General features: G+C 63.9%; 22 protein-coding genes, 2 tRNA genes and 1 other annotated feature. Of the genes, 19 read left to right on the top strand and 5 right to left on the bottom strand.

Annotated elements, in window-relative coordinates; translation table 11 throughout:
• Positions 1–157: 157 nt before the first annotated feature.
• Together H8S23_RS14120 and trxA are read left to right on the top strand one after the other, a co-directional pair.
• Positions 158–1279, top strand: a complete 1122-nt coding sequence (locus H8S23_RS14120; protein ID WP_279289068.1) for a coiled-coil domain-containing protein — start codon at positions 158–160, stop codon at positions 1277–1279.
• A gap of 599 nt (positions 1280–1878) precedes the next feature.
• Entirely contained in the window at positions 1879–2190 is a 312-nt protein-coding gene (gene trxA, locus H8S23_RS08530; protein ID WP_186887897.1) for a thioredoxin, read from the top strand.
• 445 nt (positions 2191–2635) lie between these two features.
• Here trxA and H8S23_RS08535 read toward each other — a convergent pair whose 3' ends face one another.
• Together H8S23_RS08535 and H8S23_RS08540 are read right to left on the bottom strand one after the other, a co-directional pair.
• Positions 2636–3220, bottom strand: a complete 585-nt coding sequence (locus H8S23_RS08535) for a hydrolase (protein WP_186887898.1) — start codon at positions 3218–3220, stop codon at positions 2636–2638.
• Between the two features lie 2 nt (positions 3221–3222).
• Positions 3223–3444, bottom strand: a complete 222-nt coding sequence (locus H8S23_RS08540) for a YdbC family protein (protein WP_186887899.1) — start codon at positions 3442–3444, stop codon at positions 3223–3225.
• A gap of 291 nt (positions 3445–3735) precedes the next feature.
• Here H8S23_RS08540 and H8S23_RS08545 point away from each other — a divergent pair, with 291 nt between their 5' ends.
• The gene (locus tag H8S23_RS08545; protein WP_186887900.1) at positions 3736–4701 is read left to right on the top strand and encodes a 1-phosphofructokinase family hexose kinase; all 966 of its coding nucleotides are present in this window, start codon (positions 3736–3738) and stop codon (positions 4699–4701) included.
• A 1092-nt stretch (positions 4702–5793) separates the two neighbouring features.
• Here the strand turns inward: H8S23_RS08545 and H8S23_RS08550 are convergent.
• Positions 5794–6573 (bottom strand): S24 family peptidase, encoded by a 780-nt coding sequence (locus H8S23_RS08550; protein WP_186887901.1) that lies wholly within the window; start codon positions 6571–6573, stop codon positions 5794–5796.
• Positions 6574–6746: 173 nt separating this feature from the next.
• Between H8S23_RS08550 and H8S23_RS08555 the strand changes: the two genes are divergently transcribed.
• Positions 6747–7043, top strand: a complete 297-nt coding sequence (locus H8S23_RS08555) for a hypothetical protein (RefSeq protein WP_186887902.1) — start codon at positions 6747–6749, stop codon at positions 7041–7043.
• 111 nt (positions 7044–7154) lie between these two features.
• On the opposite strand, the gene H8S23_RS08560 is transcribed toward H8S23_RS08555, so the two are convergent.
• Together H8S23_RS08560 and H8S23_RS08565 are read right to left on the bottom strand one after the other, a co-directional pair.
• Positions 7155–7230, bottom strand: a tRNA-Pro gene (locus tag H8S23_RS08560).
• A gap of 37 nt (positions 7231–7267) precedes the next feature.
• Positions 7268–7341 (bottom strand) — tRNA-Gln (locus tag H8S23_RS08565).
• A 222-nt stretch (positions 7342–7563) separates the two neighbouring features.
• Here H8S23_RS08565 and H8S23_RS08570 point away from each other — a divergent pair.
• From H8S23_RS08570 to H8S23_RS08640, 15 genes are all read left to right on the top strand, one after another.
• The gene (locus H8S23_RS08570) at positions 7564–8640 is read left to right on the top strand and encodes a 6-phosphofructokinase (RefSeq protein WP_186887903.1); all 1077 of its coding nucleotides are present in this window, start codon (positions 7564–7566) and stop codon (positions 8638–8640) included.
• Between the two features lie 287 nt (positions 8641–8927).
• A complete protein-coding gene (locus H8S23_RS08575) occupies positions 8928–10469 on the top strand; it encodes an ABC transporter substrate-binding protein (protein ID WP_186887904.1) in 1542 nt (513 codons plus the stop codon).
• A 102-nt stretch (positions 10470–10571) separates the two neighbouring features.
• Positions 10572–11504 carry an ABC transporter permease gene (locus tag H8S23_RS08580; RefSeq protein WP_186887905.1) on the top strand — a complete coding sequence of 311 codons (933 nt, stop codon included), beginning with the start codon at positions 10572–10574 and terminating at the stop codon, positions 11502–11504.
• A gap of 7 nt (positions 11505–11511) precedes the next feature.
• On the top strand, positions 11512–12384 hold the full coding sequence (locus H8S23_RS08585; protein WP_341479906.1) for an ABC transporter permease: 873 nt from the start codon (positions 11512–11514) through the stop codon (positions 12382–12384).
• Positions 12385–12395: 11 nt separating this feature from the next.
• Positions 12396–13373: an ABC transporter ATP-binding protein gene (locus tag H8S23_RS08590; RefSeq protein WP_186887907.1), complete on the top strand. Its 978-nt coding sequence runs from the start codon at positions 12396–12398 to the stop codon at positions 13371–13373.
• 1 nt (position 13374) lies between these two features.
• Positions 13375–14328: an ABC transporter ATP-binding protein gene (locus H8S23_RS08595; protein ID WP_186887908.1), complete on the top strand. Its 954-nt coding sequence runs from the start codon at positions 13375–13377 to the stop codon at positions 14326–14328.
• Positions 14329–14354: 26 nt separating this feature from the next.
• Positions 14355–15584 carry an aminopeptidase gene (locus tag H8S23_RS08600; RefSeq protein ID WP_186887909.1) on the top strand — a complete coding sequence of 410 codons (1230 nt, stop codon included), beginning with the start codon at positions 14355–14357 and terminating at the stop codon, positions 15582–15584.
• A 223-nt stretch (positions 15585–15807) separates the two neighbouring features.
• Positions 15808–16500: a hypothetical protein gene (locus tag H8S23_RS08605; protein ID WP_186887910.1), complete on the top strand. Its 693-nt coding sequence runs from the start codon at positions 15808–15810 to the stop codon at positions 16498–16500.
• A 33-nt stretch (positions 16501–16533) separates the two neighbouring features.
• Positions 16534–16751 (top strand) — a binding site (T-box leader).
• A gap of 74 nt (positions 16752–16825) precedes the next feature.
• Positions 16826–19525, top strand: coding sequence for a valine--tRNA ligase (locus tag H8S23_RS08610; protein WP_186887911.1), 2700 nt, complete (start codon positions 16826–16828; stop codon positions 19523–19525).
• Positions 19526–19789: 264 nt separating this feature from the next.
• Positions 19790–21085 (top strand): bifunctional folylpolyglutamate synthase/dihydrofolate synthase, encoded by a 1296-nt coding sequence (locus tag H8S23_RS08615; RefSeq protein ID WP_186887912.1) that lies wholly within the window; start codon positions 19790–19792, stop codon positions 21083–21085.
• A 196-nt stretch (positions 21086–21281) separates the two neighbouring features.
• Positions 21282–21605, top strand: a complete 324-nt coding sequence (locus H8S23_RS08620) for an STAS domain-containing protein (protein ID WP_243165931.1) — start codon at positions 21282–21284, stop codon at positions 21603–21605.
• The gene (gene spoIIAB / locus H8S23_RS08625) at positions 21602–22033 is read left to right on the top strand and encodes an anti-sigma F factor (RefSeq protein ID WP_186887913.1); all 432 of its coding nucleotides are present in this window, start codon (positions 21602–21604) and stop codon (positions 22031–22033) included. Before H8S23_RS08620 ends, spoIIAB begins: the two co-directional genes overlap by 4 nt.
• Positions 22034–22036: 3 nt before the next feature.
• Positions 22037–22708: a sigma-70 family RNA polymerase sigma factor gene (locus H8S23_RS08630; RefSeq protein WP_186887914.1), complete on the top strand. Its 672-nt coding sequence runs from the start codon at positions 22037–22039 to the stop codon at positions 22706–22708.
• 181 nt (positions 22709–22889) lie between these two features.
• A complete protein-coding gene (locus H8S23_RS08635) occupies positions 22890–24416 on the top strand; it encodes an ATP-binding protein (RefSeq protein ID WP_186887915.1) in 1527 nt (508 codons plus the stop codon).
• Entirely contained in the window at positions 24409–25176 is a 768-nt protein-coding gene (locus H8S23_RS08640) for a response regulator transcription factor (RefSeq protein ID WP_186887916.1), read from the top strand. The genes H8S23_RS08635 and H8S23_RS08640 overlap by 8 nt, the downstream gene beginning before the upstream one ends.
• The last annotated feature ends 318 nt before the right edge of the window (positions 25177–25494 follow it).

Below are 25494 nucleotides of genomic sequence, written 5' to 3' on the forward strand. Positions count from 1 at the left end.
CGCCTTTGAGGCCGCTTTTTTGAGAAAATCCCTTTTGTTCGACGGCAGGGGATGCTATAATGTTGGACAGGAGCTCTGTCAAAAGGGCACGGGAAAAATAAAAGACGCTGCGCCCGGCCGATACCGATGGCCGGGGCGGCGGGACAAGGAGGCCGGGATGGAAGCGACGCAAAACGGAGCGGCGGCGATCGGCGTCATCGGGGATACAGGCGGCAAGCCGCTGCCGACCGCTCTGTTCGGGTTCCGCAAGGGGGACGTGCTGGCCGCCATCGACGCGTTGATGAAATCGAACGCAGAGCAGCAGCGCGCGCTGGGCGAACAGTTGGCGGGCCTGCAGCAAGAGCTTCAGGCCGCGCAGGAAGATAAGACGCTGGTGCTGGAAAAAACGCGGGAGCTCTGCGAAAAGCTGAGCGCCCAGGAAGAGGCGGGCCACAGGATGGAGCAGGCCGCTGCGGCCGCCAAAAAAGAGAGCGAGACATTCAAGGTAAAACTGTTTGCCTCGGAAAAGGAAAATTATGCCTTGCGGCAGGAGACGGCTGAACTGCGCGAGCGGGCGAGCCGGATGGAGCAGGCGCTGGAACAGGCCACGGAGACCCAGACGGCGCTGGAGCGCGCGCAGCAGGAAGCTGCAGCGCGTGCGGCACAGGCCGACCAGCTACATACGGAAAACGAGCGCCTGACCGGGCGCGTGGAAGAGCTGGAACTCTCCCTGGACGGGTGGAAAGCACGGGAGGCGGAGATCGGGCAGGCGGAGAGCCGGGCCCGGGAGGAGGCGGCCCGGGTAAAGCGGGAGGCGGACGCAAAAGCGGCGCAGACCGCGGCCGGGGCGCGCAGGGACGCGGACAAGATCCTGGCCGACGCCAACCGCGCCGCAGTCCACCTGCAGGAGGATGCGCAGGCACAAGCGGCACAGCGCCGCGAAGCCGCCGTCCTCGGCGCGCAGGAGATGGACCGCAGCGTGCAGCTTCTCCGCAGCCAGCTGGAAGCGGTAGAGCGCCAGATGGACGAGGCATATGCCTCCCTCAAGGCCGCCACCGAGCGCATCCAGAAAGCGGCAGCGGATGTGGGCGCTCAGACAGAGCAGGTGAGCGGCGCTGCCGCCCGCCTCGACGCCCCCCGGCAGACGGCGGATGCCGTGCCGCCCGCCGCCCCGGGCGCACAGCCCCGGCAGGAGCCCGCCCCCTGCCGCCCCAGAGCGGCCGAACCTCACGCGGCGGAACCAAAGGCGCGCAGCCTGTCCGATCTGGTGCTGGAAAAACTGGCCCACATTCTCAGCTGAATTAGGGGAGCCGTGAAAGATCACCTTTTCACGGCTCCTGTCGTTTTGTGCACGGTTTCGCAGCAGAGGCCTGACCCAGCCCTGCCAGCCCGGCCGGTGGGCGGAAAACCTTGGCTTTTCAGGGCTGCGGCAGGGCAGTGCGACGGCCGGGCGGCCGGCAGATGAAAGAGGGAAGCCGCGATGAAAAGCGTTTTGCCGCCTGGAGCGCGGCAGGGTGCAGAGGGGCGCGAGGAGCTTTGACGCTTTTTTCACGCATAGGCGAAGAGGCGGGCACACTGCAGACACCCGCGTGCCTGCGTGCTGCAGAGAGCATCGGCATGGGGAGCATACTCATCGCCCTCGGCAGGCACGCGTATGCCTGCGGGCCGTGGACGCTGGCGGGCCGGTCTTTCCTCCCGCCTGGGCGTGGATTTTTCTCCCGCCGCATACCCGGCTGGACGGGTGGCATCCTAACAGAGAGGGCCGCTGCGCCTTATCCCCTGCGCCCTGTTCTGCGCGCCGGCGAAAGGGCAGAAAACAGGGCTTGCAATAACTATACTATAATGGTATAATATTCCCAAACAGGAAAATTTCTCACTTTTTTAAGGAGGCTGATCCGTATGGCGATGGAAATTACTGCGGAAAACTTTGAAGAGGTCGTTTTAAAAAGCACGAAGCCTGTAGTCGTGGATTTCTGGGCCACCTGGTGCGGCCCCTGTAAAATGATGGGCCCGGTCATCGACCAGCTGGCAGAGGAGCTGGCCGCCACCGCAGTGGTGGGCAAGGTCAATGTGGACGAGCAGCAGGATCTGGCAGCCCGTTACGGCGTGATGAGCATCCCCACCGTGGTGCTGTTCAAAGACGGAAAAGAAGCGCAGCGCAGCGTGGGATTTGTGCCGAAAGCAAAACTGCGCACCAACCTGGGCCTGTGATCTGCAGGAGCCGGACAGGGGGGCAAAAGCTGGCCGCACTGCAGCCGCCTTTTGCTCCCTTTTTTTTGCGGGCCCCCGGACCTTGCAGGGCAGCGGGCAGGATACGGCGGGGCCGTGTTCTGTATGCTGCCCGGGCCGCCGTGACCGCAGTGGGAGGCAGAGCGTCCTACGGCGCGCGGACGCGCTTTGGGACAGGGGGCGAACCGTTTTTGGGGCGGCGTTTCTGAAAAGGCGCGCTGCGGCGGCAGTCCTACGGCGACGGTCCTGCGGCGGCCGGGCGCGGGGAACCGCACGCGGCGCGCCCGCCGGGCGGGGCGGAAAGCGGAAGCGTCGCCCCGGAGGTCCCTTTGAGAGAAACGGCGCAGAGCGCCCCTGCGGGAACGCGGGGCAATGGAAAAAGCAAAAAAGAGAGGGGACCCGGAGGTCTCCTCTCTTTTTGGATCGCTTATCTGCGATTGACCGCGCTGGTGCCCTTTTCGACCAGATAAGTGGCCTCCAGATCGGCCAGATGCAGCTTGACCGCCAGCGGATAGGCGCGGTAGGCCTCGCTGATGGCAAAACTGCCGCCCCGCGCCGAGTCGTCAAAGCCGCCCATATGCCAGCGGATCGCCATTGCCTCGGCCGGTTTGAGCCGCAGGAAACGCTCGATCAGGTACACGCTCTTTTCACCGTGCCCATAGGGGAACGCGTCGGCCACCGAATAGGTGGGCACACGCTCCCAGGTGTTGGTCTCATCGTTTTTGACATTGCGGAAACCGGGCTTGTAAAAGTTTGCCTTGCACAGGTCGTGCAGCAGGCCGCAGATCGCGTAACTCTCCGGGTTTTCGCCCTCGGTGTAAAAGCGGCTGCACAGCACCTGATAGACGTTCAGGCTGTGCATGACCAGCCCACCCTCGCAGGCGCCGTGAAAGCGGGTGCTTGCGGGCGCCGTGAAAAAATCCGTGGTCTGCATCCAGGCGAGCAGGGCCTCGGCCCCGTCGCGATGGATGTGCTCGCTGAACGCGCTGATAAAATCTTCCTGATATCCCATGCTCAGATTTCCATCTCGGCGAGGATGCCTTTGAGGATCGCCAGCTCGTCGTGGGACAGGGAGATGCCCTTGCCCATCTTGCTGCCGTCCGGCGCCCAGTCGCGGATGTCGTATTTGGGCTCGCGCTCGTTCCAGCTCACCAGGTTCAGCTGGCGCTCCCAGCCGTTGGGGCTCTGGGAGAGCACCGCGATCCTCTCCACGATCTCATATTTGAATTCTGCCATTGTATCCCACCATCCTAAGTCCTTGATTTTCAGTATTTCGCCGTCCCCTGAGGGCGGCTGCCGTACTGATTTTCTATTGTAAAGGTTTGGCCTCTCAATTGCAAGCCCCCAAAAGTGCGGGAGAAAGGGCCGCGGCACTTGCATCGGCTTTGACGGAAAGGTAGAATGGAGACGGAAGCAGCGCGTTGCCGGCGGGCCCCGCTGGGGAAGAGCGCTGCGGCAGGAAGCCGTAGGGGGCGCCGGCCCGGCCGCGGCGCTGCGGCGAGAAAAGATGAGGACAGGGGTGGAGAGATGAGCGGGGAGATGGTCTATACCGTTACCCTCAACCCGGCGTGGGACCGCACGGCGGAGGTGGAAAGGCTGGTGCAGGGCGGCACCCACCTGTTGGGCGCCGTGCGGGGAGACGCGGGCGGAAAAGGGGTCAACGTCAGCCGGGTGCTGCGCGCCATGGGCGGCGGCACCTGCGCTTTGGGCTTGCTGGGGGGCGGCCCGGGCGACCAGCTGGAAGAGACCTTGCGGCAAGAAGGGGTGCGGGCCGGGTTTGTGCGCCTGCCCGCCCCCTGCCGGGTCAACACCAAGATCGTGGACCGGTCGGCCGGCGTCACCACGGAATTCAACGAATTGGGCCCGCGGGCAGATGCCGGGGCTTTGGAAGCTCTGGAAGCGCAGCTGCGGCAGCTGCCGCCGGGCGCAGTGGCGGTGCTGGCGGGAAGTCTGCCGCCCGGCGCACCCGCCGACTGGTACGCCCGGGCCGCCGGGTGCTGCCGCGGCTGCGGCGCGCGGGTGGTGCTGGACGCCTCGCGGGAGGCGCTGCGGCTGGGTCTTGCGGGCGAGCCGGAGATCGTCAAGCCCAACCGGGAGGAGCTGGAATACCTTTGTGGCGGCGCGGCCCTGCAGGGGGAAGCGCTGCTTGCGGCGGCGCGGGCACTGCTGCAAGGACGCACCGGCCTGGCAGCGGTCAGCCTGGGGGCGGACGGGGCGCTTTTTGCAGCGCGCCGCTTTGCCGTGCTGGCCGCAGCGCCCCGTGTGCGCGCCGCCAGCACGGTGGGCGCAGGGGACACGATGACGGCGGTGCTGGCACGCTGGCTGGCGCACCGGCCGGAGCAGTGGGAGCCGCAGGACGGGCAGACGCTTTCCGAGCTGGCCCGGCAGGCGGTGGCCGCGGCTACCGCCAAGGTGTTGCGCCCCGGCACCCAGCCGCCGCGGCTGGAGGAGATCGAAGAGATGAAAGCGCGGGTAACGCTGAAAGAACTGTAAAAATCGGACGGGGGTTTTATAAAAAATAGCCGGAGGCTATTTTTTAGTAGCCATGTGGCCTGTCCTCAGGCCACGGCGAATGAGAATAAGATGTTTTTTGTTGCGGAGCAATAAAAAATAGCCGGAGGCTATTTTTTCGGCCATCCGCCCGACTGGCGCGTGAGCGGCGAGGGCGAAGGCATAGAAATAAGATGTTTTTATCGCGAGGCAATAAAAAGCATAGCAGGCGGTAGGACCCGGTTGGGGCTGCCGTCTGAGTCTGACCGCCTCCGGGGCTTTTTGCGCCGCGCACACCGGCAGGAGACCGGGACCTGTTCCCATCATCGGCGGCCCTGTACCGGGAGCGGGAACACTCTGGAACACTTTCGAGAAAAATGCAAAGAAAATAGAAGAACAGAGTGGACATCGGTTTAAAGAAGATAAGGCAGATGGACAGCCTGCAATAGAGAGATTCTAATGAGCCCATTTTCGGGCGGCCGGCGGACGCTCTCCCGCAGATGGCAGGCAGTGCCGACGCGGCGCGCTGTGGGTACGGTACTCTGGAACTTTGCCTGCAAGTAAAACAGCCCCCGGCTTTGCCGGGGGCTGTTTTATGGAATGAGGTCCCGGCGGCCGGGATTGCCCCAAAGGCTTCAGTGATGGAAAGCGTGCAGCGCGGTTTTCCCGCAGGGGCCGCCGCGGGGATAAAAGCGCCGGCCGCGCACACTGCTTTCCGTTCTGGTGCGCTGCAGACCGGAAGATCGGTGCGCACCAAGGCATGGGCAACAGCTGCTTCCCGCCACGGTTTACCGGGGAGCGGGCCAGGCCTGACCGGGCGGCGGGGTGTTCCGGTCAGACCCGCGGCCTGCCACAGGCCGAAACGCCCGTCACGCCGCAGGCCCGGCATACAAGTCGATGACGCCGGGACGCGCCTGCGCGTTTTTCTGCCTTTGCACAGGGCTCACAGCGGTCTGTCCTCCCCCTGTCGGCCGCAGCGGGAGCGGCAACAGACGGGCGTCGGAGGGAGGCAGTCGCCGCAGAGGCGGCGGAACGCAGAGCGGCAGAGGGACCTGCCGCTGGGATGGGAAATACAGAAAGTTTTGCCGCGGCGTTTTAAAGACAGCCCGACTCGGCCGGACGCACCCGCGTCAGCGCCCCGATCACAGTTCCGAGGCAGCGCAGGTCATCTCCAGGGCGCACAGGGATATTGGGCACGGCCCGGTTGAGGGCGTCCAGACGCCGCACACCGCGGTGGTCAAAGTAAAGACGGATATAGCCCTCGCCGTTGAGGACAAAAATACCGGCCTGGTCATGGTGCGCCTGCGCCCGCTGCACCGCCAGGATGGCCCCCCGCGTATAGGCCGGCTCCATAGAGACGCCATAGAGAAGCGCGGCAAAATCCGCCTGCTGTGCGGTCCTGTCCGCGCGCACCTGAATGGTATGTACCGTCATGCCGTCTGCGGCCACCCCGTGCGCGCCCAGATGTGCGGGCACATAGCAGGGCAGGGTGAGGGCATCGTCGCCACAGGGAGGCGTGCGGTAAAAGTGGTCCAGACTTTCCAGAAAGCCCTCGATGATCTTCTTTTCCCGCGGGGCGCCGCGACGGTACAGCCGAAGGAGGCGCAGCTCCTGCAGCGTGAGGGAGGTCGGAGAGCTGCGGTGGGCGGCCGCAGCGCTTTCACAGGCGGGGCGCGCTTTTTCAAAGTCGTCGCTGAAATAAAGCAGCGGCACCTGGAAAGTCTCCGCCAGACGCTCCACGGTCTGCATGGAGGGGTGGTGGGTGACGCCGCACAAAAGTTTGTTCAGCGTGCCGGCGGGGACACCCGAACGCCGCGAGAGCTCCTTGACGGTGAGCTGGTCACGGCGCTTGAGATAATCGAGCTTCTGTCCCACGGAAAGCGGCTCTTCTTTCTGACAATTATCCGTGTACGGTAAAATATTGCGTTTTTTTTGCATAAAACCTGCCTTTCGGTTGACAAATAATGGAAACTGCTTATGATGGGAAAGGCACGGCTTTGCGCCGCGCGATCACGCCGTCGCCGCCGACGGCAATAGGAGGATCAGTCATGACAACAGATCAACAGCGATTTTCGATCGTCGCGCGCCCGGACGGCAAGGCGTTCGGCATCCGTGCACGGAGCGGTGAGACCACGGGGCTATTTTTTGCCCAGCGGGAGCTTGCCCAAAAGCTGGCAGAGAGGTTTGGGCAAGAGGAACTTGCAGCCGAACATCTGGCGGACGCGGCGCGGGATTACGTTTTGGAGCATTTGTTCTGGCCGCAGGGAGGCCGGGGCGCGCTGCTTTTCTTTTTAGAGGAAGAAGAGCGCAGCAGCAGCCCCCGGGGACCGGCGGACCGCTTTTAAAAAAGAACTTCTGGCGCGGTGAGGCGCGGGCGGAGAAACTCCGCCGCCCGGCCTGCGGCAAAGGAGGATAAAAAAATCCGCCGTTCTCTTCAGAGAGCGGCGGATTTCTGCTGGTCGGAGTAGGGAGACTTGAACTCCCGGCCTCTTGGTCCCGAACCAAGCGCGCTACCAGCTGCGCTATACCCCGAAACAAAAGGGCAGCAGAGATTCAACTGCTGCCTTTGTGGTTGCGGAAGAAGGATTCGAACCCTCACAAACAGAGTCAGAGTCTGTCGTGCTACCATTACACAATTCCGCAACGTGCTTAATTATTATATCCAACGACCCACCGTTTGTCAACACCTCAAAAACAAAAAAATCATTGTTTTTTTCTCTGCCCCTGGGCGGACGGCGCGGGGCAGACTTATATTGACAAACCCCGCGGGAAAGAATACTCTTTTAAGTAGAAGATCAAAACACCGCCGCCTTTGCCGGGCGTCTGAGGGCCGGCCGGCGGGAGAAGCTACGGGAGGGACGACAAATGACAAAACGCGTGGGCATCTTGACTTCCGGCGGGGACTGCCCCGGCCTGAACGCGACCATCCGCGGCGCCGCCAAGGCGCTGTACGAGCGCTTTGGGGCGGACGTGGAGATCGTCGGGGTGCGGGACGGCTATTCCGGCCTGATCACCGGCGACTGGCATGAGATGAAGCAGAGCGATTTTTCCGGCATCCTCACCCAGGGCGGCACCATCCTGGGCACCAAGCGCACCCCGTTCAAAATGATGCAGGTCATCGAGGACGACCAGGTGGACAAGGTGGCCGAGATGAAAAAGACCTATAAAAAGGCCAAGCTGGACTGTCTGTTGTGCCTTGGGGGCAACGGCACCCACAAGACGGCGAACCTGCTGGCGGAGGAGGGGCTGAACATCATCGGCCTGCCCAAGACCATCGACAACGACATCTGGGGCACCGATGTGACGTTCGGCTTCCACACGGCGGTGGATATCGCCACCGAGGTCATCGACCGCATCCACACCACCGCCTCCAGCCATCGCCGGGTCATGGTCATCGAGCTGATGGGCAACAAGGCGGGCTGGCTGACCCTTTACAGCGGCATCGCCGGCGGCGCCGACATCATCCTGATCCCCGAGCTGCCCTATGATATGGACAAGGTCATCAAGGCCATTGAAAAGCGCAACGCAAATGGCCGCACTTTCTCCATCCTCGCCGTGGCCGAGGGGGCTTACGACGTCGCGGAAGCGAAGATGAAAAAGAAAGAGCGGGCCGCCGCCCGCGCCGCGGCCGGCGTCAAGACGGCGACCAACCGCATCGCCGCCGACATCGAGCGCATCACCGGCTTTGAGACCCGGGTGTGTGTGCCCGGGCATATGCAGCGCGGCGGCACCCCCTCCGCTTACGACCGGGTCCTGGCCACCCAGTTTGGGGCCTATGCGGCCAAACTGGTGGCCGAGGACAGGTACGGCGTGGCGGTGGCGATGGTGAACAGCGTCGTGACGGACAACCCCCTGGCCGAGATCGCGGGCAAAAGCAAGCTGGTGCCCGCCGACTGCCCCATGCTGGACCTGGCGCGCAGCATGGGCGTCAGCCTGGGCTGAGCGCGGCCCTTTCAGCGCAATCTTTTTTGCAAAAGCAGCGGCCGGCCCCTTTTGGGGGCCGGTTTTTTGCATAAAAAAGCGCTTTATTTGCGAAAAATGAAAATTTTTGCAGCTTTTCGGCCCTGGACATATTGACAAACAAAATTTTTTGTTGCTAAAATGGTATCTGTTTGCATCTGCCTTTTCAGGTCCCGCCGCGGCGCAGCCGCCGGGCCGGGGGGGCGGAGAGCGCGCCCAGAGGCGCGTTTTGGAAAAGGAATCCAGATTTGATACAAGGGGAGAAGAAAATGAAAAAAGTTCTGGCATTGCTGCTGGCTGCTGTGATGGCGTTTTCCATGGCGGCCTGCGGCGGTAACGGCGGCAGCAGCAGCGCGGCTGCGGGCGGCGACGGCCCCCGCACCTCGATGGTCTACGGCATGAGCGCCGAGCCCAGCACCCTGGACCCGATGAACATCGCCAGCATGAACACCTTTACCGTCACCTATGCGCTGTACGACACCCTCACCGCGCCGGACGGCAGCGGCAATTATGTGCCCTACCTGTGTGATGACGTGCAGGTCTCGGAGGACGGTCTCACCTATACCATCATCCTCAACAAAGAGGTCAAGTTCCAGGACGGCACCACCCTCACCACCGAGGACATCGCGTTCTCCATCCAGCGCACCATCGATGCCGGCTGGGCCGCGGATATGGCGCGCTATATCGAGAGCGTCGAGGCCGTGGACGAGAACACCGTCGTGATGACCCTGAACGCGCCGTTCAACGGCATGATGGGTTCTCTGGCCTCTCCTTTCTTTTCCATCATGAGCAAGGCTTACTGCGAAGAGAAAGGCGACGAGGGGCTCAAGCGCGCGCCCATGGGCACCGGCGCCTACAAGCTGGCCGAGTGGGTCTCGGGCGATCACATCACGCTGGAGGCGAACGAGGACTATTTCGCCGGCGCGCCCGCCATCAAGACCGTCACCCTGCGCCCCATCACGGACAAGAATACCGGCATGATCGCCCTGGAGGCGGGGGAGATCGACGCTTTCCTGAACGTCAACCCCAGCGACATCCCCACCATTGAGGGAAACCCGGACCTCAAGCTGTACAGCTGCGATGCGGCCAGCGTGCTCAGCCTGAATATGAACGTGGAAGACGAGATCCTCTCCAACGAGAAGGTGCGCCAGGCCATCTTCGCCGCCGTCAACAAGGACGACATCATCGCCGGCGCGCTGGAGGGGCTGGGCACTGCGGCCAATTCCCCGGTGCCCACCGTCTGCGCGGGTTATTCCGCCTCCACCCCGGGCAGCGTCTATGACCCCGAACAGGCCCGGACCCTGCTGAAAGAGGCCGGCTATGAGAACGGCCTCTCCCTGACCCTCTGCCTGAAAGAGGACAACACCAACCAGAAAGTGGCCCAGATCATCAAGTCCCAGCTGGGCGAGGTGGGCATCGACGTGACCATCGACATCATGGAGGGCGGCGCCTGGACCGACAAGGTTTACACCAACGGCGATTATCAGCTCACCATCGGCTCCTGGTTCTCGATGTTCCTGGACGCCTACTCGGTCATGTACAGCCAGTTCCACAAGGATTGCTACGGCGGCACCGGCAACATCACCCATGTCACCACCGACGAGCTGTCCGGCCTGCTGGACGCGGCCGCCGCTGCCAGCGACAGCGACAAGGTTGCGGCCTACGACGCTGTCTGCGCCAACATCCTCGAGCACGCCTATCAGCTGCCGCTGGTCTATCAGCAGACCACCATCACCACCAGCGCGGGCCTGAAAGGCGTGGAGCCCAGCCCGCTGGGCGTGTACATGTTCAAGGATTTCTACTTTGAATAAATTCCCCGCGGGGCGTAAGGCCCGCAGCAGCAGGAAAGGGGCGGAGGGCAGCCTCCGCCCCTTTCCTCCGTCTCACAAAATCCTTTAAGGGAGCCGATGCTGATGAGCAAGTATATCCTCAAGCGTCTGGGCATGATGGTGCTGGTGGTGCTGGGCATCTCCCTCATCGTTTTTACCATCATGAACCTGACGCCCGGCAACGCGGCCCAGATGATCCTGGGCCAATCCGCCAGCCCCGAGCAGGTGGCGAAGCTGGAGGCGGAGCTGGGCCTGGACCAGCCGTTCTTTGTCCGCTATTTCAATTTCTGGAAAGGCGCGGTGCAGGGGGACTTCGGCAAGTCCTATCAGACCAGCCTGCCGGTGTTTGAGGAGATTTTGACCCGCTTCCCCACCACCCTCAAGCTGGCGACCGCCGCCATGTTCATCGCCACCCTGATCGGCGTGCCGGTGGGGGTGATCTCGGCCGTGCGCCAGTATTCGCTTGTGGACGGGGTGAGCATGGTCACCGCCATGCTGTTCGCCTCTATCCCCAGCTTTGTCATGGGCCTGCTGCTGCAGCTTGAGTTTGCCCTCAACCTGCGGGTGCTGCCTGCCACGGGCGCGGCCAGCTGGCAAAGCTACATACTGCCCGCCGTCACCCTGTCCACCGCCACGATGGCGACCCTGATCCGCATGACGCGCTCCACCATGCTGGAGGCCATCCGGCAGGACTATGTGCGCACCGCGCGGGCCAAGGGCGCGGCGGAGCGGTCGGTGGTGCTCAACCATGCGCTGCGCAATGCGCTGCTGCCCATCGTCACGGTCATCGGCGTGGATTTCGGCTATCTGCTGGGCGGCACTGTGGTCATCGAGTCGGTCTTTTCGCTGCCGGGCCTGGGCACCCTGCTGATCACCGCCATCCGCATGAAAGACACCCCGGTGGTGATGGCGGCGGTCATGTTTGTGACCATTGCCTACAGCCTGGTGAACCTGCTGGTGGACATCATTTACGCTTTTATCGACCCGCGGGTCAAATCACAATATGCAAAGGGGTGAGGACACGGTGAAAACAAAACAGACCTATAAAAAGCGCAGCCAGTTTTCCGCCGTGTGGCGCCGGCTGAAAAAGAACAAGCTGGCCATGCTCGGGCTGGTGATCCTCACCGCCATGATTTTGATCGCCGTCTGCGCCGACCTGCTGGCCGATTACGACACGGCGGTCATCGGCCAGAACATGGCCGAGCGGCTGCAGGGCCCCTCGGGCAGTCACTGGTTCGGCACCGACCAGTTCGGGCGGGACGTGCTGGCCCGCATCATCCACGGCAGCCGCCTGTCGCTGTCGCTGAGCATCATCGCCATGACGGTGGCGGTGGCCATCGGCTCCTGCATCGGCGCGGTGGCGGGTTATTACGGCGGCAGGGTGGACGACGTGCTGATGCGGCTGATGGATATCCTGCTGGCCATCCCGCCGATGCTGATGTCCATCTCCATCGTGGCCGCGCTGGGGCAGAGCATGGTCAACCTGCTTATCGCCCTGGCCATCGCCTATGTGCCGGTTTTCGCCCGGGTCATCCGCTCCACCATCCTCTCCATCAAGGGACAGGAGTTTGTAGAGGCGGCCAGGGCCTGCGGCACCGGCAACGCCCGCATCATTCTGCGGCACATCATCCCCAACGCCATCGGGCCCATCATCGTGGAGGCCACCCTCACCATGGGTGCGGCCATCCTGATCATCTCGTCTTTGAGCTTTATGGGGCTGGGCATCCAGCCGCCGGCGCCCGAGTGGGGCACGATGCTGTACGAGGGGCGGGACGTGATCCGCAACGATCCCTATCTGGTGATCTTCCCCGGCGCGGCCATCGCGCTGGCCGTCATGTCCCTCAACCTGCTGGGCGACGGGCTGCGCGACGCCCTTGACCCGCGGCTGAAGAATTAAGGAGGCGCGCCATGAGTGAAGCATTGCTGGAGATCAAAGACCTCGTGGTGGAATATCACACCGACGAGGACGACGTGCACGCCCTGAACGGCATCACGCTGAGCCTGGACAAGGGCGAGACGCTGGGGCTGGTCGGGGAGACCGGCGCGGGCAAGACCACCACGGCCCTCTCGATCATGCGGCTGCTGCCCAAGCGGATCGGCGAGGTCAAAGGGGGCGAGATCCGCTTTGAGGGGCAGGACCTGCTGGCCCGGACCGAGGCGGAGATGCGGCTGATCCGGGGCGAGAGCATCTCGATGATCTTTCAGGACCCGATGACCAGCCTCAACCCGGTCATCCGGGTGGGGGACCAGATATTGGAAGCCCTCAAGCTGCACCGGCCGGACATGTCCCGGGCGGAACAGGCAAAAAAAGTGGACGAAATGCTGGAGATGGTGGGCATCCCGGCGGCCCGCAAACGGGAGTATCCGCATCAGTTCTCCGGCGGCATGAAGCAGCGGGTGGTCATCGCCATCGCGCTGGCGCTGGAGCCGCGGCTGCTGATCGCCGACGAGCCCACCACCGCGCTGGACGTGACCATCCAGGCGCAGGTGCTGCAGATGATGAACGACCTGAAGACCAAGCTGGACACCTCGATGCTGCTGATCACCCACGACTTGGGCGTGGTCAGCCAGACCTGCGACAAGGTGGCGGTGATGTATGCCGGCGAGGTGGTGGAGTACGGCCGGGCGGAGGACATTTTTCTGGGCAGCCGCCATCACCCCTATACCGAGGGGCTGTTCGGCTCGCTGCCCGGCCTCAACGCGTCGGCAAAGAGGCTCTCGCCCATCGACGGCCTGATGCCAGACCCCACCGCGCTGCCGGAGGGCTGCAGGTTCCATCCCCGCTGCCCGCACTGTACCGAGCGGTGCAGGGCCGAGGCCCCCGCGCAGTATCTGCGAAACGGCCACATGATCCGGTGCCACCGGATGGAAGAGGAGGTGCGGTGAGATGGCGGCCCCATTGCTTGAGATCCAGAACCTGAAAAAATATTTTTCCACCCCGGCGGGCCAGCTGCACGCCGTGGACGATGTGAGCCTGACCATTGAGGCGGGCCAGACGCTGGGGGTCGTGGGCGAGTCCGGCTGCGGCAAGTCCACGCTGGGGCGCACGGTGCTGCGCCTGCTGGAACCCACGGCGGGCAAGGTGCTGTATAACGGCGAGGACATCACCCGCTTTAACAAGCAGCGCATGTTTCAGGCCCGTCAGGAGCTGCAGATGATCTTTCAGGACCCCTATGCGTCCCTGAACCCCCGCCTGTCGGTGGCGGAGATCATCGCCGAGCCGCTGATCGTGGCAAAGCGCTGCCGCAGCAGGGCGGAGATGAACGACCGTGTGGCGCAGCTGATGGAGACCGTGGGCCTGGCGCCCCGGCTGATGAACAGCTACCCGCACGAGCTGGACGGCGGCCGCCGTCAGCGCATCGGGGTGGCCCGCGCGCTGGCCACCGACCCCCGCTTTATCGTCTGCGACGAGCCGGTGTCCGCGCTGGACGTCTCGATCCAGGCCCAGATCCTCAACCTGCTGATGGACCTGCAGGACGAAAAAGGCCTGTCCTATATGTTTATCACCCATGACCTGAGCGTGGTCAAGCACATCTCCAGCCACATCGCGGTCATGTACCTGGGCCAGTGCGTGGAGTATGCCCCGACGCAGGAGCTGTTCGCCCACCCGGCCCACCCCTATACCCAGGCGCTGCTGGCGGCGATCCCGGTGATTGACATCACCCGGCGCGGCAAGCAGCTGGAGACCATTCAGGGCGAGGTGAGCTCGCCCATTGATCCGGCCCCGGGCTGCCGGTTTGCCCCGCGCTGCAAATATGCCTGCGAGGGCTGCATCGCCGGCCGGATGGAGCTGCGCCAACTGTCGGCGGGCCACTTTGTGGCCTGCCCCTATGCGCGATGACCCCCGCCGCGGAAAGGAGCGATGACATGTCCGATATCCGTCAAAACTATGCGCGGCTGGTGCTGACCCGCGGGGTCAGCCTGCAGCCGGGGCAGATCCTGGTGATCGACGCCCCGGTCTGGACCAGCGGATTCGTGCGCCTGCTCACCGAGGAGGCCTTTCGGCTGGGGGCCCGGGATGTGGTGACCCATTACGCCGACCCCGACGCCGACCGGCTGCGGCTGCAGTACGCGGACGAGGAGACCCTCTGCGATATCCCCCGCTGGCAGGTGGAGAGCCAGACCCTGTACGGCGAGAAAAACGCCTGTTTCCTGAGGCTGGATTCCGGCGACCCCGACGGCATGGCCGGGGTGGACCCGGCCCGGCTCTCGCTGTGGAAAAAGGCGGTCAGCGCCCCGCTGGAGGGCCTGCGGCTGAAAAAAATGTCCAATGACCTTGCCTGGAGCGGCGTGCCTGTGCCCAACTGCCGCTGGGCGAAAAAGGTCTTTCCCCAGATGGGGGAGGCCGAGGCGCTGGAGGCCCTGTGGCAGGCGGTCTACCGCTGCTGCTATGTGAGCGGGGAGAGCGCCGAGGCGGGCTGGGACGCCCATGTGGAGGAGATGCAGCGCAACGTGCGCAAGATCAACGCCCTGGGGGTGCGCAGCCTGCATTTTCAGAACGGCAAGGGCACCGACCTGACGCTGGAGCTCTGCGACGGCGCGGTGTTTGCGGGCGGCATCTGCCACTGCCCCGAGCCGGACGGCATCGTCTTTGCCCCCAATATCCCCACGGAGGAGATCCTCACCACCCCGCACAGGGACAAGGTGAACGGCGTGGTGTACAATACCCTGCCGCTGGTCTACGGCGGCAGCGTCATCGACGACTTCTGCCTCACCTTCCGGGACGGGGAGGTGGTGGACTGGCGCTGCGGCCAGGGCGCGGAGGTGCTGGCGGGTATTCTGGACACCGACGGCGGCACCCGGCGCCTGGGCGAGGTGGCGCTGGTGCCCTTTGACTCGCCCATCAACCAGCTGGGCGTGCTGTTCTACGACACGCTGTTCGACGAGAACGCCTCCTGCCATCTGGCGCTGGGCGCAGGCTATGTGGATGTGATCCCGGGGGGCGACCGCAGCAAAGAGGCGCTCATCGCCCGCGGTTTGAACACCTCGATGCTGCATGTGGATTTCATGTTCGGCAGCCGCGACATGCGCTGCACGGCGCGGGACGCTGTCGGCCGCGAGGTGGAGATCTTCCGCGACGGCCTGTTCGTGATCTGAAAAACAGAAAAAACAAATGCCGGCAGCCCCGGGGATGAAAAACGTCCCCGGGGCTGTCTCCGCAGCGGGCCGTCCGGGCGCGGCTTGAAACAGAAAGGGATTTCCACTATACTTAGCACAGGATAAAAACACTTTTGCGGGCCGGGCGGGGGCCCGGAAAAGAGGCGGAAAACTGGGCGGAAAGGGCTGCGGCAGCGGCGTGTGACGCAGGCAGGGTGTGAAAATGGAAAAACAGATCAGCGGAGAAAAGGGAAAATGGGCCGCATGGCTGCCACTGCTGCCCGCGGCGGCCGTGGTATGGGACGTGGCCGCGGCGGGCGGGTGTGCCTGGCAGGCCTTTCCGGCGCTGCTGCTGGGGGCCGGGGTCTGCATCCTCCTGCCCGGCTGCGCGCTTCTGTTTGCGCTCAGGCGCCTGACCCGTCTGCCGGAGGGGTTTGATCTGCCCCTGACTCTGCTGCTGGGCAGCGGCTTTTTTGCTGCGCTCACCTGTGTCTGCGCCCGCTTCGGCCTGGTATGGCCGCTGCGGGCAGTGCCGCCGGCGGTTGCTCTGATCGGCTTTTTCCTTTTCCGCGCGGATGCCCGGCGGACGGCCAGCGCGCTGCGGCAGTGGCGTCCGCGCTGGGGGAACGCGCTGCTGCTGGCAGCGCTGCTGGTACTCTATGCTCTTTGCTGGGAGACAGCCACCGCCCATCCCGCTGTGGTGGGGCAGACGGTCCTAAAGCAGGACTTCTTGTGGAACATCGGCAATGCGCGCAGCTTCTGGCTGGGTTTTCCGCCGCAGGACATCCGCTTTGCGGGCGTGAGGCTGCACTATCACTATCTGAATGAGCTGCTTGCCGCGGGGTTTTCAGCAGCCTGCGGCGTTTCCGCCTATGATCTGCTGGGGTTTGCGTGGCCGCCCGCTTTCCCGTCTTGACAATCCCGCCCAAAGCGGATAAAATCAAAAACAGAAAATGCAGTGAAGGAGAGGGCTGGGGCCCGCTTCCCTGAAGAGAGCCTGCGGTGGGTGCGAGCAGGTGGGGAGCAGCCGCGGCGGTCGCTCCGGAGCAGGCGGGTGAACGCTTTCGGGCCATTAGCCGCGCACGTTTTCCGCGTTAAGGAGTTTTGAGCGGCCGCACTTTCAAGCGCGGCAATGTGGGTGGTACCGCGGAGCTTTCCGTCCCATACGGCGTTTGCCGTATGGGATTTTTTATTTGTCCCCCCGGGCAGCGCACACCAAGCAAAAGAAAGGGAGAGAACAGATGAGAGAGCTGGACAAGCAATACGACCCTTCCCAGGTGGAGGACAGCACCTACCGCTTCTGGCTGGAACACAAGTATTTTCACGCCGAACGCGACCCGGAGAAGAGACCCTACACCATCGTCATCCCGCCCCCCAACATCACCGGCCAGCTGCACATGGGACACGCCATGGACGAGACGCTGCAGGATATCCTCATCCGCACCAAGCGGATGCAGGGCTATTCCGCGCTCTGGCTGCCGGGCACCGACCACGCCTCTATCGCCACCGAGGCCAAGATCGTGGCCGCCATGCGGGAGGAAGGCCTCACCAAGGAGAGCCTGGGCAGGGACGGCTTCCTGGAGCGCGCCTGGGCGTGGAAAGAAAAATACGGCGGCCGCATTGTGGAACAGCTGAAAAAGCTGGGTTCCAGCTGCGATTGGGACCGGGAGCGGTTCACCATGGACGAGGGCTGCAGCGAGGCGGTCAAGGAGGTCTTTATCCGGCTGCACGACAAGGGCCTGATCTACCGCGGCAACCGGCTGGTGAACTGGTGCCCCTGCTGCATGACCTCCATCTCCGATGCCGAGGTGGAATATGAGGAGCAGGAGGGCAGCTTCTGGCATCTGCTCTACACCGTCAAGGAGACGGGCGAACAGCTGGAGCTGGCCACCACCCGGCCCGAGACCATGCTGGGGGACACCGCGGTGGCCATCAACGGGGCGGACCCGCGCTATCAGCACCTGCACGGCTGCCATGTCATCCTCCCGCTGCTCAACAAAGAGATCCCCATCGTCTGCGACGACCACGCGGATATGGAAAAGGGGACCGGCGTGGTGAAGATCACCCCCGCCCACGACCCCAACGACTACGAGGTGGGCAAGCGCCACGGCCTGCCGCTGGTGCGCGTCTTTACCTACGACGGCCGCATGACCGGGCCCGCCGACAAGGCCGCCGCCGACGAGCTGATCGCCGGCGGCAGGGCGGCGGCGGACGAGCCGGAGGTGCTGGACTGCGGCAAATACGCCGGCATGACGGCCAAAGAGGCCCGCAAGGCCATCCTGGCCGATCTCAGCGCCGGCGGATATCTGAAAGAGACCGAGCCGCTGCGCCACGACGTGGGCACCTGCTACCGCTGCCACACCACGGTGGAGCCGATGATCTCCAAACAGTGGTTCGTCAAAATGGAGCCGCTGGCAAAGCCGGCCATTGAGGCGTGCCGCAGCGGCAAGTTGAAATTTGTGCCCGAGCGGTTCGACAAGACCTATTACCATTGGCTGGAGAATATCAAGGACTGGTGCATCTCGCGTCAGCTGTGGTGGGGCCACCGCATCCCGGTCTATTACTGCGACGAGTGCGGCGAGTATGTGACGGCAAAAGCCATGCCGGACAAATGCCCCAAGTGCGGCTGCACCCATCTGCACCAGGATGAGGATACCCTGGACACCTGGTTCTCCTCCGCGCTCTGGCCTTTCTCCACCCTGGGCTGGCCGGACACCGAGGCTGCGGATTTCAAATATTTCTATCCCACCAACACGCTGGTCACCGGCTATGACATCATCTTTTTCTGGGTGGTGCGCATGGTGTTCTCCGGGCTGGAGCACACCGGCGAGACGCCCTTTGACACCGTGCTCATCCACGGCCTGGTGCGGGACGCCCAGGGCCGCAAAATGTCCAAATCCCTGGGCAACGGCATCGACCCGCTGGAGGTCATCGCCCAGTACGGCGCCGACGCGCTGCGGTTCACGCTGGTCACCGGCTCCACGCCGGGCAACGACACCCGCTACAGCGAAGAGAAGGTCAAGGCCAGCCGCAACTTCGCCAACAAGCTGTGGAACGCCGCCCGTTTCGTGCTGATGAACCTCAAGGGCGAACTGGAGCCCGGCCTGCCGGAAGAGCTGGACCTGTCCGACCGCTGGGTGCTCTCCAGCCTGAACACGCTGGTGAAAGAGGTCACCGACAATATCGAAAAGTTTGAGCTGGGCCTGGCCGCGCAGAAAATTTATGATTTTATCTGGGACGTTTACTGCGACTGGTATATCGAGATCGCAAAACTGCGCCTGTACGGCGAGGACGAGGAACAGGCCCGCAGCGCGCGCCGTGTGCTGGTGTATGTGCTGCGCGAGGCGCTGAAACTGCTGCACCCGTTTATGCCGTTCATCACCGAAGAGATCTACCGCGCCCTGCCCGGCAGCGGCGAGAGCATCATGATCTCCGCCTGGCCCGTCTGGCGGGAGGAGCTCTGCTTCCCGCAGGACGAAGAGGGCTTCACCAATCTGGTGGCGCTCATCAAGGCGGTGCGGGCCGTGCGCGCCGAGATGGGGGTGCACCCGGCCAAAAAGACCCGTATCTTCATCCAGACCGACAGCCCGGCGGATTTTGAGACCGGCCGCGCTTACCTGGAAAAGTTTGCCGCTGCCAGCGAGATCGAGATCGGCAGCGCGTTCAGCGGCGACGCCTCCGGCAGCGTGCAGGTGGCCACCGACAAGGCCCGCGCTTTCATCCCCATGATGGAGCTGGTGGACCGGGAGAAAGAGCTGGCCCGCCTGGAAAAAGAGCTGGCGGGCTGCGAGAAAGAGATCGCCTCCGCAAGCGGCAAGCTGAACAATCAGGGCTTTATCGCCAAGGCGCCCGCCCAGGTGGTGGAAAACGTGCGCGCCCAGCTGGCCCGGGCTGAGGACAAAAAAGCCCATATCCAGGCTGCCATCCAGGCGCTGGGGTGAACGGCAGACTCCTCTGAGCCGCCGCGGGGCGCGCACGCTGACGGCTACGCCCCACGGCGGCCTCGGTCGGGCGCACGGGGGCCGGAGCAAAACGCCTCCCGGCGGGGCCGCCGCCTGCGCCGGGGCCAGACCATCGCTGTTTCTCAAAGCGGCGCGGGCTGAAAAGATCGATCAGCAAAGGGACCGCCGGGCCTTGCCCTGTGGTCCCTTTGCTGCTATGCTGATAGAGAAAGCTGAGTTTTCGACCAGGAGGAGGAACAGACCATGACCGATCAGGAGGCGATCGAGTGGCTGCATGGCCGCAGGAGACTGGGGGAGAAAAAAGACCCGGACGCCATGCGGCGGCTGATGGCCCTGTTGGGGGACCCGCAGGACCGGCTGGCGTTTGTGCATATCGCGGGGACCAACGGCAAGGGAAGCGTGGCGGCAATGCTGGCCTCGATCCTGCGGGAGGCGGGCATCCGGACGGGGCTCTTCGTCTCACCGTTTGTGGAGGAGTTCGGCGAGCGCATCACGGTGGACGGCGCGCCTTTGCCCGCCGGCGTGCTGGGCGAGGCGGCGGAACAGGCGCGGGCCGCCGCCGGGCAGCTGGAAAAGGAAGGCGTTTACGCCACGGAGTTCGAGCTGGTGACAGCGGTGGGGTTTTTGTGCTTTCTGCAGCAGGGGTGCGAACTGGTCTGTCTGGAAGCGGGGCTGGGCGGCGGACGGGACGCCACCAATGTCATCCGCAGCACCAAAGTGGCCTGCCTTACCCGCATCGGGCTCGACCACACCGAGCTGCTGGGCGGCACGGTGGAGGCCATCGCGGAGGAAAAGTGCGGCATCCTCAAGCCCGGCTGTGTGGCGGTGAGTTATCCGGGCCAGCGGCCGGGGGCGGCCGCCGTCATCGCCCGCCGCTGTAAAGAACTGGGCGTTCCCCTGCGGCTGCCCGAGCCGCAGGATGTAAAGCTGCTTTGGGAGACCCTGCGCGAGAACCACGTGGACTACGGCGGATACGCGGTGCGCCTGCGGCTGCACGGCAGCCATCAGGCCGCCAACTGCGCCGTTGCGATCGAGGCGGCCCTCGGCCTCTGCGACCAGGGCTACGATATCCCCGACGAGGCGATCCTCGCCGGGCTGGAACAGGCCTCCCTGCCCGCCAGGGCCGAGGTGCTGTCCCTGCACCCGCCGGTGCTGCTGGACGGCGCCCATAACCCGGACAGCGCCGCCGCCCTTGCCGCGCTGCTGAAAGGCACCAAAACGCCGCCGATCACCGGCGTGCTGGGGATGCTGAAAGGCAAAGACGCCCAAGCGGTGCTGAAAGCGCTGGAGGGCTGTTTTGACCAGGTGTACACCGCTGCGCCGGACACGCCGCGCGCGGTGAGCGCCGACCTGCTGGCCGCGGCCGCGTCGGAGCATTTTCCCAGGGTGGAGGCCTGCGGCAGCCTTGCACAGGCGCTGGCACTGGCCCAAAAGCGGGGCCGGGGCTTTTGCGTCTGTGGCTCGTTCTATCTGGCGGGAGAGGCGCGGCGGCTGCTCTGCGGCGAGGGAAAACTCTCCGGCGGCCTCGACAGCCTGTGACAGAATGTTCAGGGCAAATCCCTTATCCTAGGTGATGGACAAACCATCCCCGCGGACACGCCCCGGCGGAAGTTTTTGCCGGGACTGTCCGGGATAAGGGATTTTTTTGTTTTTCAGGGACGGCCGCGGCGACAGGGGCGGCGGGATGGCCCCCGGCCGCGGAAAGAGAGGGAAAAAAGACAGGGAAGTGAAAAAATTGGCGGAATGCAGACTGGAACAGAGCGGCACGGTGCTGGCGGTCTATCTCTCAGGTGAGATCGATCACCACGCGGCGGGCAGGCTGCGGGAACAGATCGACGCGCGCATCCTGGCCGCCTCCCCCGAGCGGGTGGTGCTGGATTTTGGCGGCGTGGGCTTTATGGACTCTTCGGGCATCGGCCTGATCCTGGGCAGGTACCGGCTTTTGCAGGATACCGGGGGCGTGCTGGCGGTGCAGGGGGTCAGCGCGCAGATCGCAAAAATGCTCAGGCTGTCCGGCATCGGCAGCATCATCACGCTGGAAGGGAGCGCAAACGTATGAAGCCCATCAATCAGACCAAGATCACCTTTCCCAGCCGCAGCAGCAACGAGGCGTTCGCGCGCGGGGCGGTGGCGGCCTTTGTGGCCCAGCTCGACCCCACGGTGGACGAGCTGGCGGATATCAAGACCGCAGTCAGCGAGGCGGTCACAAACTGCATCGTGCATGCCTATCCCGGCACCATCGGCAATGTGTACATAACCGTGAGCATCTTTGAGGACGGCCGGGTGCGTTTGCGCATCGCGGATAAGGGCGTGGGGATCGCGGACGTGCAGGCCGCCATGCAGCCCATGTCCACCACCGGCGGCGCAGAGCGGGCCGGCCTCGGGTTCACGGTGATGCAAACCTTTATGGACACGCTGCGGGTCCGCTCCACGCCCGGCAAGGGCACCGTCGTGACCATGGGGAAAACCATTGCCAGAAGGTGTTAGCCTATGCCGCTCAAACAGTGCAGCCGCGACGAATTCATCGAGAACAACCTGGGGCTGGTGCATGCCTGCGCCAACCGCTTCCGCGGCCGCGGGATCGAGTACGACGACCTGTATTCCGCCGGATGCATGGGCCTGGTCAAGGCCTATGACGCGTTCGACGAGGAGAGGGGGGTGCAGTTTTCCACCTATGCGGTGCCGGTGATCCTGGGCGAGATCAAAAAGCTCTTCCGGGACGGCGGTTCGGTCAAGGTGAGCCGCTCGCTCAAAGAGCTCTCGCTGAAGATCAACGCCGCGCGGGACACGCTGCAGAAAAAAACCGGGACCCAGCCCACCGTGGGCGAGCTTGCGGCGTATCTGCAGGTCAGCCCCGAGCAGGTGGCGGAGGCGATCAGCGCGGCCATGCCGGTGCTCTCGCTCACCCCAGTGCAGGATGAGGACAGCCCGTCCCAGTTCGACATCCCGGTGAACAGCGACGAGGAGAAGATCGCCGAGACCCTGGCGCTGCGCGAGACGCTGCGCCGCCTGGACGAGCGGGACCGCCTGCTGATCCGCTGCCGCTTTTATGAGGGCAAGACGCAGAGCGAGACGGCAAAGCGGCTGGGCACCACCCAGGTGCAGATCTCCCGGCGGGAGCGCAAGCTGTTGGCAATGCTGCGGGGCCTGCTGACCGATTGAGCAGACGCGAAACAGAAGAAAAAAACGGGGCGGAAAGCGGCGCACAGGGCTGCTTTTCGCTCCGTTTTTGTTTGTCCCGGGGCGCGGAGGTTGGGGTTTTTGCGCGGATATGGTATGATAACAGGGAAGTGTGAGATCAGGTCCCCGCCCGGCGCGGCGGGGAGAAGGGAGGCCGTCTGTTATGCAGAGACTCACGGCACTTGTCCGCTCCTCGGCGCTCTATAAAGTGGCCGCCACGCTGCTGCTGCTCGGGGCCGCCACGCTGCTGTCCGCTGTGCTGGCCATCAACAACGTGAACATCGCTCTGCTCTATCTGCTCTGCGTGCTGCTGGTGTGTGCCGTCACCGGCAGCAACCTGTACGGCATGGGCGCGGCCATCTGCTGTGCGGTGCTGTATAATCTGCTTTTTCTGCCGCCCGTGGGCAGCTTTGAGATCACCCGTGCCGACGACCTGCTGACCATCCTCTTCTACCTGATGGTCAGCCTGGTGGCCGGCGCGCTCACCACCCAGCTGCAGCACCGGGCCTGGCAGGCGGAGGAAAGCGCCCGCCGCGCAGACCTGCTGGCCCGCACCGGGCAGGGTTATCTGGTGCGGCGCGGGGAGGAGGCGGTGGTGCGCCAGGGCCAGACGGGCATTTTTGAGCTGGTGGGGGCCGAGTGCACGGTCTACCTGACGGGCGGGGACGGAGGCCTGCGGCCGCCGCTGCGGTTTGGCAGCTGCAGCAAAAGCGGCGAGGCGGAAAACGCTCCCTGGGTGTACCGCTGCTTTGAGGAGTGGCAGACGGGGACGCCGCAGGCCTGCCCCGGCGCTCCCGGATGGGAAAACCTGCCTTTGATGGGCGGGGAGAGGCTGCTGGGGGTCGCGGCCCTCCGCCTGGGAGGGCGGAAACTTGGCGAGGCGGACCGGTCCTATCTCAAGGCCGCGGTCACCCAGCTCTCCCTTTCTCTGGAGCGGGAAAAGCTCTCGGCGGAGGGCGAGAGGATCCGGCTTGAGGTGGAAAAAGAAAAGATGCGCAGCAGCTTTTTGCGCAGCATCTCCCACGACCTGCGCACCCCGCTCACCGGCATTGCGGGCACCGTGGACTATGTGGCCCGCAACGCCGCCACGATCAGCCGGGACGAGCTGTACGGTCTGATGCGGGACGTGGACCGCGATGCGGTCTGGATGAACAATATGGTGACCAATCTGCTGCATCTCACCCGCATCCAGGAGGGGCGGCTGCTGGTCAAAAAGGTGCCGGAGGTCGTGGACGACGTGGTGGCGGACGCGCTGGAGCGCACCCGCAGCCTGCGCGGCGGGCGCCAGGTACAGGTGCATCTGCCGGATGAGCTGCTCACCGTGCCGATGGACGGCCTGCTGATCCGGCAGGTGCTGTGCAACCTGCTGGACAACGCTTTTTGCCATACCCGGCCCGACACCGCCGTGCGGCTGACCGTTTCGCGGCTGGGCGAGGACGCGCTTTTTGCAGTGGAAGACGACGGCGGGGGTGTCCCCCCCGCGCTGCTGGACCATATTTTCGAGAGCTTTGTGTCCGAGCAGTCCGCCACTGCGGACGGCAAGCGGGGCATGGGCCTGGGGCTGATGGTCTGTGCCGCCATCGTACAGGCGCATGGGGGCGCCATCCGGGCGGAAAACAATGCGCAGGGGGGCGCGGGATTCTTTTTTACGCTGCCCCTGAAAGAAAAGGAGGAGAGTGCCCATGCGTGAGGCGCCGCATATCCTGATCGTGGAGGACGACCCCGGCATCCAGCGGCTGCTGGAGATGTCGCTGCGGAAGATCGGCTATACCTGCGACCTTGCGGACACCGCCACCGGGGGGTATACCCTGGCGCGGGCCAATAACCCCGACCTGATCCTGCTGGACCTGGGCCTGCCTGACTACGACGGTGTGGAACTGCTGGCCCGCATCCGGCAGCGGCAGGACACCCCGGTGCTGGTGGTGTCCGCCCGCGGACAGGAGAAAGACAAGATCGAGGCGCTGGACGCCGGGGCGGACGACTATGTCACCAAGCCCTTTACCCTGGGCGAGGTGCAGGCGCGCATCCGGGCCAACCTGCGCCGCACCCGGCCGCAGATCGCCCGCAGCGACGTGTTTGAAAAGGACGGTCTGGCGCTGGACTTCCAGCGGCACAGGGTGTCGGTGGACGGGCGCGAGATCCACTTTACTCCCATCGAATACCGTCTGCTGGTGCTGCTGGTGCAAAACCCCGGCAAGGTCCTCACCCACACCTATATCAATCGCGAGGTGTGGGGCTACAGCGACGATGAGAGCAACCAGAGGCTGCGGGTCTTTATGGCGGGCATCCGGCGCAAGATCGAGCGGGACACCGCGAACCCGCGCTATATCCTCACCGAGGTGGGGGTGGGATACCGGTTTGTGGACAGCGCAGAGGAGGAAGAAACGGAGAAAAGATCCCCCGAGACCCCGGCGGCGGGGAAGCGCGTGGAAAAAGTGGAAAACTGTTGAAAAAAGTGCCCGCAAAATGTAAAAAACACAAAAAGGGAAGATGGATTTAGGGCGGTTTGCCGAAGCTTCTGTTTGCAAGCAAAAAATAGTAAAAAAACTGAAAAAAGGTGTTGACTTTCGCTTTGGGAGTGTGGTATTATAACTAAGCCGCAGGAAACACGGACAACCGAAAAGCCTGCGGGGCCGCCCAAAAAGCGGCACAGGACCTTGAAAATTAAACAATATAGGAAGAAGCTTGAAGGAACCCTTAGAGCAGGAAGAAACCTGCTCGTAAAAATAAAAAATTCCTTTAAAGTAATTCACAAAAGGACGCAAGCG

The organism is Anaerofilum hominis (genome assembly GCF_014287275.1).
GTDB lineage: Bacteria > Bacillota > Clostridia > Oscillospirales > Ruminococcaceae > Pygmaiobacter > Pygmaiobacter hominis.

What these genes read in the sequence shown, in the direction of transcription:
- H8S23_RS08600 (WP_186887909.1), top strand. Translation starts at nt 14,355, where the DNA reads ATGTCCGATATCCGTCAAAACTATGCGCGGCTGGTGCTGACCCGCGGG.
- H8S23_RS08545 (WP_186887900.1), top strand. Translation starts at nt 3,736, where the DNA reads ATGAGCGGGGAGATGGTCTATACCGTTACCCTCAACCCGGCGTGGGAC.
- H8S23_RS08595 (WP_186887908.1), top strand. Translation starts at nt 13,375, where the DNA reads ATGGCGGCCCCATTGCTTGAGATCCAGAACCTGAAAAAATATTTTTCC.
- H8S23_RS08540 (WP_186887899.1), bottom strand. Translation starts at nt 3,444, where the DNA reads ATGGCAGAATTCAAATATGAGATCGTGGAGAGGATCGCGGTGCTCTCC.
- H8S23_RS08580 (WP_186887905.1), top strand. Translation starts at nt 10,572, where the DNA reads ATGAGCAAGTATATCCTCAAGCGTCTGGGCATGATGGTGCTGGTGGTG.
- H8S23_RS08570 (WP_186887903.1), top strand. Translation starts at nt 7,564, where the DNA reads ATGACAAAACGCGTGGGCATCTTGACTTCCGGCGGGGACTGCCCCGGC.
- H8S23_RS08635 (WP_186887915.1), top strand. Translation starts at nt 22,890, where the DNA reads ATGCAGAGACTCACGGCACTTGTCCGCTCCTCGGCGCTCTATAAAGTG.
- H8S23_RS08640 (WP_186887916.1), top strand. Translation starts at nt 24,409, where the DNA reads ATGCGTGAGGCGCCGCATATCCTGATCGTGGAGGACGACCCCGGCATC.
- H8S23_RS08590 (WP_186887907.1), top strand. Translation starts at nt 12,396, where the DNA reads ATGAGTGAAGCATTGCTGGAGATCAAAGACCTCGTGGTGGAATATCAC.
- spoIIAB (WP_186887913.1), top strand. Translation starts at nt 21,602, where the DNA reads ATGAAGCCCATCAATCAGACCAAGATCACCTTTCCCAGCCGCAGCAGC.
- H8S23_RS14120 (WP_279289068.1), top strand. Translation starts at nt 158, where the DNA reads ATGGAAGCGACGCAAAACGGAGCGGCGGCGATCGGCGTCATCGGGGAT.
- H8S23_RS08610 (WP_186887911.1), top strand. Translation starts at nt 16,826, where the DNA reads ATGAGAGAGCTGGACAAGCAATACGACCCTTCCCAGGTGGAGGACAGC.
- H8S23_RS08555 (WP_186887902.1), top strand. Translation starts at nt 6,747, where the DNA reads ATGACAACAGATCAACAGCGATTTTCGATCGTCGCGCGCCCGGACGGC.
- H8S23_RS08535 (WP_186887898.1), bottom strand. Translation starts at nt 3,220, where the DNA reads ATGGGATATCAGGAAGATTTTATCAGCGCGTTCAGCGAGCACATCCAT.
- H8S23_RS08615 (WP_186887912.1), top strand. Translation starts at nt 19,790, where the DNA reads ATGACCGATCAGGAGGCGATCGAGTGGCTGCATGGCCGCAGGAGACTG.
- H8S23_RS08630 (WP_186887914.1), top strand. Translation starts at nt 22,037, where the DNA reads ATGCCGCTCAAACAGTGCAGCCGCGACGAATTCATCGAGAACAACCTG.
- H8S23_RS08605 (WP_186887910.1), top strand. Translation starts at nt 15,808, where the DNA reads ATGGAAAAACAGATCAGCGGAGAAAAGGGAAAATGGGCCGCATGGCTG.
- H8S23_RS08575 (WP_186887904.1), top strand. Translation starts at nt 8,928, where the DNA reads ATGAAAAAAGTTCTGGCATTGCTGCTGGCTGCTGTGATGGCGTTTTCC.
- trxA (WP_186887897.1), top strand. Translation starts at nt 1,879, where the DNA reads ATGGCGATGGAAATTACTGCGGAAAACTTTGAAGAGGTCGTTTTAAAA.